The sequence below is a fragment of the Paucilactobacillus salsurae genome (assembly GCF_054784995.1).
Genome location: NZ_BAAHWX010000001.1, coordinates 267205 through 284192 on the forward strand (window position 1 = coordinate 267205; position 16988 = coordinate 284192).

Genomic DNA, 16988 nt, shown 5'->3' on the forward strand with positions numbered 1-16988 from the left:
AACAAGCTTATGAAAAGCCTAAATAAAACAATTTTTTGAAAAAACTTGTTAAATCGGCTTAATCGTCACGTAACCCTTTTTTTCGTTGAATGTTTTTAACCTTTTCCGGTGTAACCTCTTTACCACTCTTATCAAACACTTGCATCATTTCAACTTGACTCTTAAATGCCTTTCGGAAATTTGCCAAAAACTTAGCTCGCAACTTTTTGCGTTCAATTTTTTCTTCAGGTGTTAATCCAGTTGTTTTCGCCTTACGTGCAAGTTCATTAATTCTTGCAGTTAAAGCTTCTTGTTCTTTTGATTCAGCCATTTTAGCCTCCTAATAAGTTCAATAATCCTTACTATAATAGAACATGTGTACAACGGGTTGCAAGAGACATGCACAAGTATTTCAAAAAAAGCGAACATACGTTTGAAATGTGAATGACTTTATGCTATTCTTAATGACAAGATAATATTTACTGAGGTGTTCATATGTCAAAAGCTGGTCAGGCTAAACAATTTGCTGTACTTAGTTTTATCCATGAAAGAGTTGAAAGTAAAGGATATCCACCGACTGTTCGCGAAATTTGCGAGGCGGTCGATCTTTCATCCACTTCGACAGTTCACGGCCACATTAATCGTCTAATTAAACAAGGATACTTGCAAAAAGATCCAACCAAACCACGAGCTTTGGAAATCACCGCTGCAGGTTTGGAATATTTAGGCATTCAAGAAGAACAAAACGAAATTCCACTTTTAGGAGTAGTCACTGCCGGGGAACCAATTTTGGCTGTAGAGGAAGCGACTGATTATTTTCCAATCCCGCCTTCGCTAGCCAACCAAACAGATAGTTTGTTTATGTTGACAATTCGTGGTGAAAGTATGATTAACGCTGGTATTTTTAGCGGCGACAAAGTCATTGTTCGTAAACAAGCGAACGCTGATAATGGTGATATCGTGATTGCCATGAATTCTGATAACGAAGCAACTTGCAAACGGTTTTTCAAAGAATCTGACCACTTTAGACTACAACCTGAAAATGATACAATGGCACCAATTATTTTGACGGAAGTCTCAATCCTTGGAAAAGTTGTTGGACTATTTAGAGACGAAATATACTAATCATTTTAAAAAAGATAACCAAGTTATTGGTTATCTTTTTTTGTTACCTTATTTAAAATTGACGAGCATAGAGTCGCTGTTGGTTTTTTAAACCGGTCAAAACGAACTGACTGTGATCTTGATCAAGCTCAAAATTAACAGACTCACTGCTCATACCTAATTGCGCATTAAATAATTTTTCATACTCCTGCACACTGACTTGTTTTCGTTCAGACAAATCATTTTTAATATCTTGGTCTACAATACCGCTTAAGTATGATGGCATCATTTCACCAACAAAAAATTCGCCTTCGGCTCCTGAGCCATAACTAAATAATCCAATTTGTTCGCCACCAGCAAATGGGACATTGGTAATTAAAGATAATAAACTTAAATACAACGACCCAGTGTACAAATTACCGACTTGTCGACTCAACAATTGGCTATTGAATAACCGTTCACGTAATCTCGTGGCAACAGCATCCTGGCGATCGTTCAGTGCTGCTTCAAGTGCTTTTTTGCCCATTTTAGTGAACGGTAAGTGAAAGACAATTGAATCAAAATCATCAAAACCCTGATTCGTTTTTTGACAATATCTTTGCCAGGTTTGTTGAAAGAAGTCAATATAGACGTTAGTTGAATATTTACCATCAACCACTGCTTCACTGGCATAATTAGGACGCCAAAAATCCATAATGTCATCGCTATAAAAAACGCTTGGTTCTTTAAACGCTAACACTTTTGGATCTGCACTAACCAGCATAGCAACGGCACCCGCTCCTTGTGTTACTTCACCTGATGTTTTTAGCCCATACCGGGCAATATCGGCTGCAATCACTAGCACCTTTTCTTCCGGATGAAGGTTAACTAATCCACGCGCAAACTGAAGACCAGCAGTTGCTGAATAGCACGCCTCTTTTAATTCAATGGTTCGCACAAAATTGTCCAAGCCCAATAACTTTTTAATATAAATTGCTGCTGCTTTTGATTGATCAACTCCGGATTCAGTTGCCACAATGAGCGTTGACAATTGCGCTTTGTCTTCGTCGCTTAACAATTTCTCAGTGGCAGCTGCACCCAATGTCACAATATCTTGTGTTGGTGGCACTACTGCTTGCTTTTCTTGGCCGATACCAATTAAGTATTTATTTGGGTCAACATCCCTCGCACGTGCTAATTCACTAAGATCTAGAAATAGATTTGTTGTTTGAAATGAAATTTTATCGATTCCAATTTGCATCAAAACAGTTCCCTTCTTAAGTTCGTAAAATATCACTTTCTAGTTTAGCATGAACTTTGCTGAAACGTGATTTTGACGCTTATTTTAAGAAAATTATTAGCTTTACGATTGTTTTATTAATTGTTATACTGTCATATGTACTATTTTGGAGAGTTGGCAGAGTGGTAATGCACCGGACTCGAAATCCGGCGAACCGGCTAATACCGGCGCGCAGGTTCAAATCCTGTACTCTCCTTAGTTTGTGAATCTAAAACATTTTTCAAAAAATATAAATCCTAATACATCAACGTTTATAAATCATGTACTAGGATTTTGTTTTGTGAAAAAGCACAAGAAAGCTCTAAAAGCTTTGCCCCACGTGCCCGAAATGTGCCCGTTTTTACTTAACCTGTTTAAAACTGCATTAACTTTTTAACATTAAAAAAGTAAAATACTACATCTTCGCATACGTACTAAATTAAGGAGAAATGACATGATTAAACAATTCTATTTCAAAGCGAACGATCACTACCATCTATTAGAACAAACAGCGCACTGGGTTGCTATTCTTTGTAACGACAAAGCAATCTATGCCAAAGAATGTGAATCAGTAGATGATGCTTCCGAATTCTTTGAACATCTCAAGAACAACATGGACGATATTATTAATGAACGAATGTAAAAAATAAGGCAGTCACTTAATTGTGATTGTCTTTTTGGATGTATTTCAATTCATCTTTATCAAAATCATTTGGTCGTTGAATGTATTTATTGTTTGATGGCCACCTCACGTTGCCAATGTTAATAAAATTCAGTTACAATACGTGAATCACACTAATAGGAGTCAACATCATGAAAAAAATTAACAGTGAATACCTCAGAATTTTTGGGATCGTTGTCAGTATCATAGGAATTGGCTTAATAGCTCGACCAATTATTACATCAATCCTTGGTCATGGACTAATGTTTTCATTCTTTGGACTGTTCACAGGTATCCCTGCCATCATCGTATCAATTGTTGTTCTTGTCGCTGGTTTAGGAGTGCTAGAAATTACAGAACCTTTGGATGAAGAGAAGAAATAATAAACTGGAAAATAGCTTTTTTACCACAGCGCACAAATATCAAGCGGAGCTACAGGTATGGTGCAGGCAGGAATCGCCCTGATCTTTGCATGTAAAAAGCTTTTTTACGTTTTAATCCTATTACACCAGCGTTTGTTTGAGTGAAATAGGATTTTTATTTGCAAAAACAATATTAACATCCGTTTATAATTAAACTTATCTAGCTGAACGTTTAGTTTAATGCGTTGTTTTAATTGATCGTTAAAATTTATGCTTCTTTAACATAATTGAGCCACAATACGATACAATAATAGTCACGAACTCTTATGATAGGATTTTACACATGACTCAAATAAAAAAACTAAAATCAAATCTTTATATTCAATACATGATTGTCTTTGCCATCATCGCCTTTTTCATATTTGCTGTAGTTCCAGCAACCAAATCAACGCTGATTTGGAACTCTGACGGAATTACACAACATTATCCAGCACTGGTGTATTGGCATGATATGCTTCGAAAACTCCTCTTTCATTATCAGCTTTGGACGCAATGGGATTGGAACATTGGCTTAGGCCAAGACACCATCCAAACCTTCTCATACTACGTAATGGGTGATATTTTCACTTATCCAAGTGTCTTCTTTCATACCAGTCAGTTAGCCACTTATTATTCAGTAATGGTCATTGTGAGACTATTTTTAATTGGTATCTCGTTTGTTTTTGTTGCTCGTCGATTAATCCATTTTCATCACAATTGGACAATTTTAACTGCTAGTATTGTGTATGTTTTTTCCGGATATAGTGCCTATGTAACTTTTGCACACCCGTTTTTCTTAAATCCACTCATTATTTTTCCATTGTTAATTTTGGCAGTCATCACAGCCCAAAAGGGTGGTCGAATTTCGCCACTCATCATTATGACCGCGTGGACACTATTTAATAGCTTCTACTTAGGTGCTGTAATGGGCATGGGGACGGTTATTTATTACCTTATCTCGCTTATTACGACAAAATCTTTTCGTACTATTAAATTAAATTTAAAACTAATCGCTGGCGTTATTGTTGGTTGCTTACTCAGTGCAGTACTATTTTTACCTTCACTGTTTCAAATGATTAATTCTGCTCGTAGCACAACTACGATTGCCAACGGTCTAAAAATTTATCCATTAGCATACTACTTAAGTTTACCTGGACTGACAATTAGCAACCATTTACGTCCTTATTGGATTACTGGCGCTATTTTAACGATTGGGGTCATTGCTGTTATTTGGAGCCTGCGGCGGTTCAAAAAGTATCTTCTTATTAATCTCGTTATTTTGACTGGTATTGTATTTGTATTATCTCCCATTTTAGCTGCAATCTTAAATGGTGGAACTTCCCCTTCAAATCGGTTTACCTTTATGTTAATGTTACCCATCGCACTAGCAACGGTTAATCTGCTTGAGCATTTATCGCAACTTACTGTTAAAGACTTTGTGATCTTCTTTAGCTGTGAACTTATTATCACTGCTAGCCTCTATCTGGCCCATAACTTCAGTTTCAAATTCGACCTTGGTGGCGTTTTAGTCGCTTATACAGGATTGATATTATTAATGGTGCTTTATCGTTACTTCGGATCAAATCAACACGTTAGCCGCATGATTATCCTCGGCGTGGTAGTGTTGGTCAGTTGGAACGCCATATCAATTATGCGTGATCGCCATGCTAATCAATTTGACGTTGATACGTCAATGCTCATGTCAGCCCAATCAGTTGCAAAACTCACAACGGCACAACAAGCTTATCTTGATAATCAAACCTCATCGACGAAACATCATCGAAGCCTAATTGATAATCAACTAAATAACTACACAGATAAGTCACCAGCTGATAACCTACCCATTTTGGCTAAAACATTTAACATTAATAGCTACTGGTCACTCCAAAATGGCTATTTGGGTCAGCTAAACGATGCATTAGAAAATAACACTAGCAATCCGAATGATGTCACTGATAATGCTGATTTTAGAAATGCCATACTAAAATTTTTAGGTGTTTCTCGCGTCTTTATTAATCCAGATAACCCACTGATCCCGACTGGTTTTGATGATCAATATCAACAAATAAATGGCCAACGACTTTTGTCTAGTAACACAACGATGCCTCTCATTTATGAGTCTACCGGAAATATGACTAATCAACAGTTCAATGCATTAGATCCTAATCAAAAAGAATTGGCATTAATTAATAATACTATTCCTTCAAAAAAATCGACCGCTACTGGTGCTGATCGTGAATTAATCAAAAAAGCTAAGTTAATCAAATTCGATAACTTACCAGCCAAAAATGTGACTAGCCAACATATTTCAATTGAGACCCCTAGTATTAACTACAACCCCACGTTACTAACGATGCTTGATAGTAGCGATTATAAAGGCTACGAATTGCACGCGCGTCTGAACCATGTGCACTATTCAGCAGGCAAATTAAAAAATCGTTATAAACTCGCCACTGATAATTATATTGATCAGCATAACGAGAAAATCATGAACGAAAATGATGACTCTGACCTCCGTTACAATTCCAGTTTATATAAACTAAATTGGTTACGTCAAAACGTAATGAGTATTAGTTCTGATACTGGTGAATTCAACATTGGTCTAAAGTATAACGGTACTGAAAATATTTTTGCTCAGGAAGGTCAAGATAATCTTTCATTCTATCATCCGCGATTTGCAACAACCTTAAATCTTGGCACCATCAGGAAGAATCACCAGGATGTTAAAATAAGTTTACCAACTCAAGGAAAATATACATTCGATATCAGTCTTTGGGCAGTTCCAAGTGGTAAAATCATTGATCGCTCTATTCAGAAAAACAAAGCAGCGACTCATATTCGTTATCATCGTAATCAAGTAACTGCACAATTTGACGCTACGCATAACACAACATTAGCAACAACCATTCCGTACTCATCTGGTTGGCATTTGTCAGGCTCGAATAAAAAATTACCACGTGTCAACAAAGCTTTTATTGGTATTCCCGTTAAACAAGGTCAAAATCATATTAAATTGCTCTATCGAAGTCCACTGCTCCAAGTTGGTAAAATAGCCAGTTTAATTGGGTTAATTAGTTTATTGATTATCATGGTTTGGGAATCAAAAAAGCGACGCTCCCATTAAAAAAATACCCCGTTTGAACTGAAACAAATCAGTTCAAACGAGGTATTTTTAAGTACCATTATTGTTACTTCGTCATGTCATAAGTTGCTTTACCATCTTTAACGGTATACATGGTCTTACTACCATCTGGCCGTAATAACGAGATTGAATAGCCATCGCCCATCACTTTTTTAATCTGTTGCGAGGTTTTTAATAATGTTTTTGTGAGATCGGTCCACCCAACTTGGCTAGCTTTACTTGGATTTTCAATTAAGTAATTTAATGCTTTCACAACATCATCACTAGTTGGTGTGACATTATAAGTTTTTGTTTTACTGTCAAACTCAACACTACCAATTGTTTGGAAGTTTTTTTGCAATTGGCCCAAAATATTTTTTTGTGCCTTTTCTTCAGTTTGACTGCCTGTCATGCCATTTAATCCCGTGTTGCTAACACCTGACATACTTGAAGCACTATTTGAGTTGTTTGAAGTAGTTTGTGAACTTGCCGTTTGTTGTTGACTATTGGTATTGCCATTCCAATAAGGCAGTTTCCATACACCATATGCTGTCATTGCGATACTAATGATAACCAGGAATGTTGCCCACATCCAAGTACCGTACTGTTGCCAGGAGTTTACCAAATAAAAAGCACTCAAAATTAACATTAATCCACCAAAAATTACTAAAAATATCATTATCAAAACCTCGTCATTACATTATTTATAAATTTTTCTAAAAAGCGATTGTAACCCATCTCAAACTTCATTAAAATTAAGTATAACAAATTTCAGGAGGGTCTGCTTTGAAACATATCTATCTCGCCGGTCCGTTTTTCAGTGATGAACAACTTGACCGTATTCAAAAAGTTGAAACTGCGTTAGCTACAAATCCCACTGTTAGTGACTTTTTTAGTCCGCGAAAATCGGACGAAAGTGATGATCAAACTGAGTTTGGATCACCAGCCTGGGCAAAACGTGTATTTAAAAAAGATGTCACAGAAATTGACCGTGCTGATGCTTTACTCGTCATCACAGATTTTGTTCATGAGAATATGGACAGTGGTACAGCCTTTGAAGTCGGCTATGCTTTTAACCAACATAAACCGATTGTTCTTCTACAGGAATTGGACGCACCGCTGAACTTAATGATTAGCCAAGCAGCCACTTATTATACAAAATCAATTGCCGATGTTGCTCAATACAACTTTGACACCCTGCCTGAAAATGAATATACTGGCAAAACATTTTAGAAATTGATAAAGCGATCTCGCAATCGAGATCGCTTTTTTGATCGTTAATACTGAACTAAGGAAAGCATATCATAGTCTTTAATTTTGTCTCGACCATGTAAGGCAGTTAATTCAATAATGAAGGCTGTTCCAACAACAATGCCACCAAGTTGTTCAACCATCTGAATCGTAGCTGAAATGGTGCCGCCTGTTGCCAGTAAATCATCGGTCACTAATACTCGTTGACCTGGTTTAATTGCTAATTTTTGTAATTGCAATTCTGCCGTGCCATATTCTAATTTATAAGAGGCACTAATGGTTTCTTGCGGTAACTTCCCCTTTTTACGAGCTGGAGCAAACCCAACACCTAATTCGTAAGCAACCGGGCAGCCAACAATAAAGCCACGAGCTTCAGGTCCCACAATCATTTCAACATTTTTATCTTTGGCATACTTAACAATTTCATCAGTAGCTTGTCGATAAGCCTCACCATTAGCCATCAGTGGTGAGATATCTCTGAAGATGATTCCCTTTTCTGGGTAATCTGGAATACTTGCAATATAATCTTTAATTTCAATTGCCATTAAATGACACTCCTTTAATTTGCATCAAAACAGCTCAAAATTGATTGTTTCAATGTATTAGAGTCGCTATAAATCAATAATTTTTCAGTTTTCATTTGTGCTTGTCGTTGTTTAAAAGCGGGCGCTGAACTCAAATCGGCATTGCTTGATTCGGTTACCCTATTTAAAACGCCATGGTCTATTTTAACAAATCCAACTTCAAAAAACACCTGTATCATAAAAATCAACTTATTTCGATCAAGTTTTAAAAACTCACTCAACTCTGTCAGTTGATGATGAACATCAACGTTTTGATGTGAATTCACAAATTTATATAAGGTAGCAAATTCGTCTCTAGTGGGCATCCCGCTTAAATAAACGTTGTTTGTTTCAAATAACAATAAAGTCAGAATTGAAGGTCGTCCGCCTAAATTGAATAGCGCTTTTAATTGTTCAAAACTAGTTGGACAATCAACCAAAGTAACGCGTTGATTTAATAAAATGTCTGACTCAATTGACTGCGCCACCATAATTTGTTGCGCATTAACAGTTTGTTCAATTTGTTTTGCTAATTTGGCACTAAAACAAACATAAATATCAGGTTTTTCGAATAACTGCTGCGATAATTTATTTGTCCGTTGATCAATGATTTGTACTCCTGGCAAACTAAAATCTTTCAACATTAATTGCACTTTTTGCCGACCTTGCCATTCATTCAGATCAATTGTGACTGCAAGCTTTAATCCATTGGCATCTTGTGATAAAAGTTGGGCATGTTGCCCTTGGTTGAATGCAATTGTTGTTAAATTACCCACCTGGAACTTAAGATGCTTATTTGTTTTCCCCATACTTTTAACAGCTGAGATGTCCGAATTCTTAATTTCGAAAACGGGGCGTAAATTATCAGGTCCAAACGGCGCTAACTGTTCAATTTGATTATATAAAGTCAGATCAATTTGGTTTGGTTCGATTTGTTCGTTGATGGTTAAGATCGGTTTAGTCGTGCCGTCAAAATTTTGTTGCGCTGCAGCCGTCTCCAAACCTTCTTTTAAATGATCAATTTCCGTCACTGGAATAGTAAGTCCAACTGCCATCTGATGGCCACCAAAAGCTGTCGTTATTTCCCGATACGCATCAATTGCTTTAAATAGATCATAATGCGCAACACTACGACCAGATCCCTTCGCTTGGCCTTTCTGACTGTCAATATTCAAGACTAAAGTCGGCTTACCTGTTTGTTCAACCAAACGGCTAGCAACGATTCCTAGAACACCTTCATGCCAGTTTTCACCAGCAACAATTAAAGTATGACGATCCTCGTTTTCGGGCAAATTAGCCTGCACCAATGCTTCTTCAGTAATATCGTTGACTAATTTCTGTCGTTTTTGATTTAATGTTTCTGTTTTCTGAGCAAGCTGCTGTGCTTCGTCATCATCTAACGTCGTCAATAGCTGCACACCGACGTTAGCATCATCCATGCGACCAAGTGCATTTAACCTAGGCGCAATCCCAAAACCAATATTTGTTTCAGTCAATTGTTGTTCATTTAAACCAGCTAAATTAACTAGCTCATGGATTCCTGGTCGTAAACCCTGACGTAATTGTTGCAGGCCAAAACTAATTAAAACGCGATTTTCATCAGTCACTGACACCAGATCTGCCACTTCACCAATTGCCACCAGGTCAAGTAACTCTGTGGGTAGTTCCTCTAATAGCGCCCAAGCAACTTTAAAAGCGACTCCTACTCCTGATAAATCACCAAATGGATATTCCGATCCAGGATATCTAGGGTGCACAATGGCGAACGCGTTGGGTAATTGCTTTGGCAATTCATGATGATCAGTCACTATGACATCAACCTGTCGTTCATTAGCTGTTTCAATGGCATCATTACCGGCAACACCATTATCAACCGTCACAAATAATTGGGTGCCCTCATCAATTAATTGGCCAAATGCTTTGACGTTTGGTCCATACCCGTCAGTAAAACGATTAGGTACATAGTAATTGACGTTAGCTCCTAGCGTTAGCAGAGTTTCATACATTAAGGCCGTACTGGTTACACCATCTGCGTCGTAGTCACCATAAACCGTTATGCGTTGACCTTCTTCAATCGCGGTCGTAATTCTCGTCACTGCCTTTTGCATATCGTGCATTTGCATCGGATCGTGCAGTGTATCTAGTTGCGGTGTTAAAAATTGGCTAGCTTCTTGTTGCGTTGTCATGCCACGTTCTACCAACAGTTCAGCCACAATCGGTGATATATTTAATTGCTTAGCCAATTGATCAGCCTGAGTCTGTTCAGAAAAATCATTTAATTGCCATTCATAGTGCGCCTTAATCAAACAAGAATCCCGCCATTTCATCTAAATAATATGTATTTGCCGATAAAAATCGACAATTAAGTGTTTCTAAGTTGTTTAAGTTAGTTGTTTTTAAAAGCAAAAAAGTTTTTGATTACCCAATCACCCATGCCTGGCCAAATTTGATAGCCGATTGCCGCAATGGAAAAGTAACGCGGAATATTAATTTCACGGATATTATGTCCCACACTATTCCAAATTCTTCTGGCAATGATGGCGGGATGTAATACCATTCGGCTTGGTAAATGAGAAAGATAATCGCCCTTAGGATCAGCTTGATCAAAGAAATGCGTAGCAACCGGTCCGGGATTAACTGTTAAAATTTGAATACCTAAATCAGCTAGTTCCATTCGCAAGACGTTACTAAAGTTAATCACACCAGCCTTAGTGGCTGAATAGACACTACTATTAGGTGTTGGAATTTTGCCAGCAACAGAGCCAATATTGACAATTGCGCCACGCTTGCGAACAATCATTTGTCGTGCAACACAACGACTGAGATACATTAAAGCTAGTAAATTAACAGCCACCATTTTTTGCAACGTTTGTTTTGGTTCGTCCACAATGGCCCGCATATCACCAAATCCAGCAGCATTAACCAAAACATCAATAGCGCCCACCTCTTCATGGATGGTTTCAATCACTTTGTCCACTTGCTCAACATCACTCACGTCGAGTTGATACGAAAATGCTGGTCTGCCAGACAAAATCAGACAACGTTTTTCAACTAACTTTAGTTTTGTTAAATTGCGTGCACACAATACGACGATAGCACCACGTTTGGCTGCTTCATACGCCGTCGCTTCACCAATACCGCTTGATCCACCAGTAATCAAGACAACTTTATTCTTTAGTACGCGTAATTCCTTTTGTCGTCGTAACATAAAGGCACTCCTTTAATTTTTTTCGTTAAATGGTAAGTCAATTATATCAAAGTCATTGACAACACGCGAATTAGGAAAAATGGTTCGAGCTTGATAAGCTAAATCATTCGCTGATTTACCAGCATAGCGGGCGGAAATATGCGTTAACAATAGCATTTTAGCATTCGCCTTTTTTGCTTCAGTTGCAGCTTGAGTTGAGGTTGAATGATAATAATTATGCGCCATTTTACCCTCACCTTTGGCAAATGTACTTTCATGAACGAAAACATCAGCATCTTTTGCTAGCGTAACACTGGCATTGGTTTTACGGCTGTCACCTAAAATTGTAACAACTCGTCCTTTTTGGGGTTGACCAATATAATCGGCACCATTAATTTCACGGCCGTCTGCCAATGTAACCTTTTTACCAGCTTTTAATTGCCCATAGACGGGACCAGAAGGAATATTCAGTTCACGCAAACGATCGACTAAAAGTTCGCCGGGATGATCCTGTTCCGTGATTCTGTACCCAAAACAGGTAATTTTGTGATCCAATAAATCACACTCCACTTTAAAGGTGTCATCTTCAAAAATCGTACCAGCCTGTGTCAATTCAACAAATTTTATTGGATAGCTTAATTTGGTTTCACTCACTTGCAAACTAACTTCAACAAATGATTTGATTCCTTTGGGGCCATATATTGTCAGAGGACCTTCTCCACCCTGAAATGAACGTGAACTCAAAAAACCTGGTAAACCAAAAATATGATCACCATGCAAATGAGTAATAAAAATTTTTTCAACCTTACGTGGTCGAATTGTAGTTCTCAGGATTTGGTGCTGAGTTGCTTCACCGACGTCAAATAACCAGACAGCATTACGTTCTTCCAACAGTTTCAAGGCAACGCTAGTAACATTTCTTTGCTTACTGGGTGACCCCGCTCCAGTTCCTAAAAATTCTAATTGCATTAGTGACAACTCTCCTATTTTTTAATTGTTTCTCACAGTCAGTACATCTATAATTGGATTAACATTTCAATCAAATTAACACTGAGGGGTAAATCGATGAGACTGTCTGATTTTTTATTATCAACAAGTAATTTAGACGCTAATTTGAAACTTAATCAAAAAACAACTACTAATTTGCTACCGTTGAGTGACATTACCTTAGATAATCATAAAATAATACTACTATCAAACCCCGACCTAGCTTGTTTAACTCTAGACCAGTTTCGTGCACGCTGTAGCAATTTGCCTGCAACGACAAGAATCTATGTATCTGATGTCGACCATCCAATTTTTGGATATCGACTAGATCAGCAAAACATTATTATTGGTTAACTATTCAACAAAATCAAAACTGAATTTTTCAATTTGAACAGTATCACCGCTCTTAGCACCCTTTTCACGCAATTTTTCATCAACACCCATTGATCTAAGTTGGCGTGCAAAGCGCATCACACTTTCATCATGTTGAAAATTCGTCATTTCAAATAATTTCATTAATTTTTCACCACTCAAGATCCAGATACCGTCACTATCACGATGAATTTCAAAGGCTGGTTTTTCATCATCCTTAAATTCATACTTAGCAACCGTCTCTTCTTGATCTTGTGTTGGTTGAATAAATGATTCAGTTGTATCTAACAGGTCAGCCGTTTTTTGCAACAACACCGTTAAACCATCATGCGTGATCGCTGAAATCGCATAAATTTCTGGCTGATTAGGTAACGTTTGATCATCTTTTAATTGTGCCTTAAAATACGCCAAGTTTTCATCAGCATTTGGCATATCCATTTTGGTTGCCACAACGATCTGTGGTCGATCTAATAGCGCTGGATCATAACTAGCCAGCTCGTGGTTAATTGAATGGAAACGGTCTAAGGCTTGATCCTGATCTTCATTACTCATATCAACAAGGTGTAAGATAACGCGAGTTCGTTCAATGTGCCGGAGAAATTGAAGTCCTAAGCCGACCCCTTTAGATGCACCACTAATTAAACCGGGCATATCTGCCATAGCAAAATCACGACCATCATCCAACTGAACCATTCCTAGGTTAGGAACAAGTGTCGTAAATTCATATTCAGCAATTTTAGGCTTAGCTCCAGTGACAATGGATAATAACGTCGACTTACCCACAGACGGATAACCAACCAATCCAACGTCAGCTAACATCTTCAGTTCTAAGTGAATATCTAAAATTTCACCAGGTTCACCATTTTCAGCAATTTCTGGTGCTGGATTTTTGGCACTGGCAAAACGCATGTTGCCGCGTCCACCGCGTCCACCGTGGGCCACAATTAACTGATCACCGTTATTGAGTAAATCACCCAAAATTTCTCCAGTTGCTACATTTTTAACGGTTGTCCCTTGTGGTACCGCAATCACAGTATCTTCCGCACTCCGGCCGGTCATTTGCTTAATCATCCCGTTACCACCATTGTCAGCTTTAAAAATGCGATGATACCGGAAATCCATCAACGTGCGTAGCCCTTCGTCAACTTTTAAAATGATATCGCCGCCGCGACCACCATCACCGCCAGCCGGGCCACCATTGGGAACGAATTTTTCACGACGAAATGCAACCATTCCGTCGCCACCCTTACCTGCTTTTACTTGTATTTTAATTTGATCAACAAACATATTTTTTCTCCGTCTTCATTATCGTGAATGTTCATTATAGGCTAAAATGTAGTCTACGTCAAAGTTAGTCGTGGCTGCTGCCATGCGCCATTTCCGCATTTTTTTGCAATGAAACTTTAATCAATTGAGCAGTTGTTTGCGAAATTCCTAACTCGCGAATATCGTCAATTGAAGCTTGCGAAATTTTACTAATTGAACCAAATTTACGCAATAACTTATTGCGTGTTTTCGGACCAACACCATTAATTTCATCAAGTCTTGAGCTGAGTGAATGCTTTGAGTGAACCTGACGATGAAAAGTAATTGCGAAGCGATGCACTTCGTCTTGAATGCGCTGAACTAAATAAAAGCCCTGGCTTTTTGGATCTAAATTAATATGTTCATCGGCATCCCCAAACAATAAATCAGCCGTTTTATGGTGATCATTTTTAACCATCCCCACAACCGGAATATTTAAATTGAGTTCATTTTCTAAAACGTCTTTCACAGCATTCATTTGAATTTCGCCGCCATCCATAAAAATCATGTCTGGCATTGGCTTGTGCTCTTTTAATAATCGTGAATAACGTCGACGAATCACTTCTTGTGTACTGGCAGTTTCATCCGCATGGTCAACCGTTTGCAGTTTATATTTGCGATATAGTTTGCGATTAGGCTGTCCATCTGTGAAGACCACCATTGCTGACACTAAATCACTCCCTTGGATGTGAGAATGGTCAAATGCCTCAATTTTGTGTCCTTCTGGTAAACCAAGCGCATCAGTAATTTCTTTCATCGCACCAGTTGTTTTGCGTTCGTCTAATTCTAATAAACGGAACTTTTCTTCTAACACCAATTGCGCATTTTTACCGGCTAACTCTAATAATTCTCGTTTTTCACCCCGCTTGGGTGTGCGCACGGGAATATTTAAAATTTCACTTATTTCTTTTGTTGGTAGTCCATTTGGCACCAAAATTTCTCTTGGTAAGACGTTATTTTTGCGATTATAAAATTGCATAATAAAGCTGGCCATTTCCTCTTGCGCAGTATCAACAATTGGAAATAGTCGTTTCTCTCGTTTTATCAATCTTGCTTGCCGAATAAAGAAAACTTGAATAGATAGCCAACCTTTATCCATATAAAAGTTGAACAAGTCCCGTGGTGTTTTATCATTACTAATAATTTTTTGCTTTTCAACCGTCACTTCAATGTAATGAATTTGGTCGCGTAATTCTGCAGCTCGTTCGAATTGCATCTCTTGTGCAGCTTCATTCATTTGTTTATTGAGCTGTTTTTTAACAGTTTTGGTATTACCATTTAAAAACGACTTAATTCTGGCAATTTGCTCATCATATTTTTTTTCTGGCACTTCTTTGAAACAGGCGCCTAAGCATTGCCCCATATGATAATACAGACAAGGGCGCCCTTGATACCCGTTGCAGCGTCTCAATGGGTATACTTTTTGAATGAAATGCAGTGTTTCCTCTGCCGCATAGACATTCGGATACGGGCCAAAATAATAAGCTCCGTCTTTTTTTACATCACCGGTAATTAAAATTTGTGGATCGCGTTCATTCGTAATTTTAATATACGGATAACCGGTTCCTTTTTTTAACTTAATATTATAATACGGTTGGTGTTTTTGAATCAGGGTAATTTCCAGTAAAAAAGACTCTTTGTTTGTGGATGTCACAATCGTTTCAAAGTCTGCAATTTCAGAAACTAGTTTAGCCGTTTTGCCCTCATGGCTACTTTTAAAATACGAACGAACACGATTACGTAGATTTTTGGCCTTGCCAACATAAATAATTTGACTATTAATATTTTTCATTAAGTAGCAACCAGGCATTGCAGGTAGCAATGCCAATTTGCGTTCTAGATACTCACTTGCCACTTGATGGCCTCCCGTCTTTTTGCTGAATATTATTATAATTCAGAGACTTACTTTTCGCAAAGAAAAGGCCGTGACAAACGTCACAGCCTTTTTTATTATTAATAATTATTAAGCCTCTAAAATCTTCTCCAAAAAATCCTTGGCACGATCCGTTTGTGGATGTTCGAAAAAGGTTTGTGGATCGGCTGATTCTTGAATATATCCATCAGCCATAAACCAAATTTTATCCGCCACACTCTTGGCAAAACCCATTTCATGAGTTACGACCACCATTGTCATGCCATCGTTAGCCAGGTCTTGCATAACTTTCAAAACTTCACCAACCATTTCCGGGTCTAACGCACTTGTTGGTTCATCAAACAACATCACTTCTGGATTCATGGCCAAGGCACGTGCAATCGCTACCCGTTGTTGTTGACCACCAGATAGGCTGGCTGGATAGGCGTCTGCTTTTTCACCAAGTCCTACTTTTTCCAACAAATCTTGTCCAATTTTAGCTGCCTCTGCATCAGACATATTTTTAACTTTCATCGGTGCCAATTTAAGATTTTCAAGGACAGTCATGTTAGGAAACAGATTGAAACTTTGGAAAACCATTCCCATTTTTTCACGTAATTCATTGATATGTTTTTCATCTAAAGTTGTTAGATCTGTTCCATGGAATAAGACCTGCCCACCAGTAGGATGTTCTAATAAATTCAGACAACGTAAAAATGTTGATTTACCAGCACCAGAAGGTCCAATAACACAGATCACTTCACCCTTATTAACTGTTTCTGTAATATCTTTTAAAACCGCGTTGTTTTCAAATTTCTTTTGAAGTCCTTTAACCTCAATGACTGCTTGATTTTCCATTCTAATTCCTCCTTGCCAGCAATAATAACTATTGCGACCATTCAATAATAATCATTATACTCATGAATGTTTGTTTATGCAATAGTTTT

16 protein-coding genes and 1 tRNA gene are annotated in these 16988 nt (G+C 37.8%); 7 read left to right on the top strand and 10 right to left on the bottom strand.

Features of this window, described 5'->3' with window-relative positions:
* Nucleotides 1-58: 58 nt before the first annotated feature.
* A complete protein-coding gene (locus ACYVQZ_RS01370; protein WP_461239606.1) occupies nt 59-310 on the bottom strand; it encodes a DUF896 domain-containing protein in 252 nt (83 codons plus the stop codon).
* Between the two features lie 164 nt (nt 311-474).
* On the opposite strand from ACYVQZ_RS01370, the gene lexA reads away from it, so the two are divergent.
* Nucleotides 475-1104 carry a transcriptional repressor LexA gene (lexA, locus tag ACYVQZ_RS01375; RefSeq protein WP_461239607.1) on the top strand — a complete coding sequence of 210 codons (630 nt, stop codon included), beginning with the start codon at nt 475-477 and terminating at the stop codon, nt 1102-1104.
* 52 nt (nt 1105-1156) lie between these two features.
* Here lexA and ACYVQZ_RS01380 read toward each other — a convergent pair whose 3' ends face one another.
* Nucleotides 1157-2323, bottom strand: a complete 1167-nt coding sequence (locus ACYVQZ_RS01380; RefSeq protein WP_461239608.1) for a hydroxymethylglutaryl-CoA synthase — start codon at nt 2321-2323, stop codon at nt 1157-1159.
* Between the two features lie 147 nt (nt 2324-2470).
* On the opposite strand from ACYVQZ_RS01380, the gene ACYVQZ_RS01385 reads away from it, so the two are divergent.
* The 4 genes from ACYVQZ_RS01385 (at nt 2471) to ACYVQZ_RS01400 (ending at nt 6527) form a co-directional block, all read left to right on the top strand.
* Nucleotides 2471-2558, top strand: a tRNA-Ser gene (locus ACYVQZ_RS01385).
* Between the two features lie 237 nt (nt 2559-2795).
* Nucleotides 2796-2984 carry a hypothetical protein gene (locus ACYVQZ_RS01390; RefSeq protein WP_461239609.1) on the top strand — a complete coding sequence of 63 codons (189 nt, stop codon included), beginning with the start codon at nt 2796-2798 and terminating at the stop codon, nt 2982-2984.
* A 170-nt stretch (nt 2985-3154) separates the two neighbouring features.
* Entirely contained in the window at nt 3155-3385 is a 231-nt protein-coding gene (locus ACYVQZ_RS01395) for a hypothetical protein (RefSeq protein WP_461239610.1), read from the top strand.
* A 322-nt stretch (nt 3386-3707) separates the two neighbouring features.
* Nucleotides 3708-6527, top strand: a complete 2820-nt coding sequence (locus ACYVQZ_RS01400; protein ID WP_461239611.1) for a YfhO family protein — start codon at nt 3708-3710, stop codon at nt 6525-6527.
* A gap of 64 nt (nt 6528-6591) precedes the next feature.
* Here the strand turns inward: ACYVQZ_RS01400 and ACYVQZ_RS01405 are convergent, their stop codons facing one another.
* Nucleotides 6592-7203: a DUF308 domain-containing protein gene (locus tag ACYVQZ_RS01405; protein WP_461239612.1), complete on the bottom strand. Its 612-nt coding sequence runs from the start codon at nt 7201-7203 to the stop codon at nt 6592-6594.
* Nucleotides 7204-7310: 107 nt separating this feature from the next.
* Between ACYVQZ_RS01405 and ACYVQZ_RS01410 the strand changes: the two genes are divergently transcribed.
* Nucleotides 7311-7757: a nucleoside 2-deoxyribosyltransferase gene (locus ACYVQZ_RS01410; RefSeq protein ID WP_461239613.1), complete on the top strand. Its 447-nt coding sequence runs from the start codon at nt 7311-7313 to the stop codon at nt 7755-7757.
* Between the two features lie 44 nt (nt 7758-7801).
* Here ACYVQZ_RS01410 and ACYVQZ_RS01415 read toward each other — a convergent pair whose 3' ends face one another.
* From ACYVQZ_RS01415 to rnz, 4 genes are all read right to left on the bottom strand, one after another.
* Nucleotides 7802-8320: an adenine phosphoribosyltransferase gene (locus ACYVQZ_RS01415; RefSeq protein ID WP_461239614.1), complete on the bottom strand. Its 519-nt coding sequence runs from the start codon at nt 8318-8320 to the stop codon at nt 7802-7804.
* Nucleotides 8321-8334: 14 nt separating this feature from the next.
* Complete coding sequence (recJ, locus tag ACYVQZ_RS01420) at nt 8335-10644, bottom strand: single-stranded-DNA-specific exonuclease RecJ (protein ID WP_461239615.1); 2310 nt, start codon at nt 10642-10644, stop codon at nt 8335-8337.
* A gap of 80 nt (nt 10645-10724) precedes the next feature.
* Complete coding sequence (locus tag ACYVQZ_RS01425; RefSeq protein WP_461239616.1) at nt 10725-11546, bottom strand: SDR family NAD(P)-dependent oxidoreductase; 822 nt, start codon at nt 11544-11546, stop codon at nt 10725-10727.
* Nucleotides 11547-11558: 12 nt separating this feature from the next.
* Nucleotides 11559-12494, bottom strand: coding sequence for a ribonuclease Z (rnz, locus tag ACYVQZ_RS01430; protein ID WP_461239617.1), 936 nt, complete (start codon nt 12492-12494; stop codon nt 11559-11561).
* A 96-nt stretch (nt 12495-12590) separates the two neighbouring features.
* Here rnz and ACYVQZ_RS01435 point away from each other — a divergent pair, with 96 nt between their 5' ends.
* Nucleotides 12591-12866 carry a hypothetical protein gene (locus tag ACYVQZ_RS01435; RefSeq protein WP_461239618.1) on the top strand — a complete coding sequence of 92 codons (276 nt, stop codon included), beginning with the start codon at nt 12591-12593 and terminating at the stop codon, nt 12864-12866.
* Here the strand turns inward: ACYVQZ_RS01435 and obgE are convergent, their stop codons facing one another.
* The 3 genes from obgE to ACYVQZ_RS01450 all read right to left on the bottom strand — a co-directional run bounded on the left by obgE (nt 12867) and on the right by ACYVQZ_RS01450 (nt 16899).
* Nucleotides 12867-14171, bottom strand: coding sequence for a GTPase ObgE (gene obgE / locus ACYVQZ_RS01440; RefSeq protein ID WP_461239619.1), 1305 nt, complete (start codon nt 14169-14171; stop codon nt 12867-12869).
* Between the two features lie 64 nt (nt 14172-14235).
* Nucleotides 14236-16044 (bottom strand): excinuclease ABC subunit UvrC, encoded by a 1809-nt coding sequence (uvrC, locus tag ACYVQZ_RS01445; protein WP_461239620.1) that lies wholly within the window; start codon nt 16042-16044, stop codon nt 14236-14238.
* Between the two features lie 108 nt (nt 16045-16152).
* Nucleotides 16153-16899 (bottom strand): amino acid ABC transporter ATP-binding protein, encoded by a 747-nt coding sequence (locus ACYVQZ_RS01450; protein ID WP_461239621.1) that lies wholly within the window; start codon nt 16897-16899, stop codon nt 16153-16155.
* Between the last annotated feature and the right edge of the window lie 89 nt (nt 16900-16988).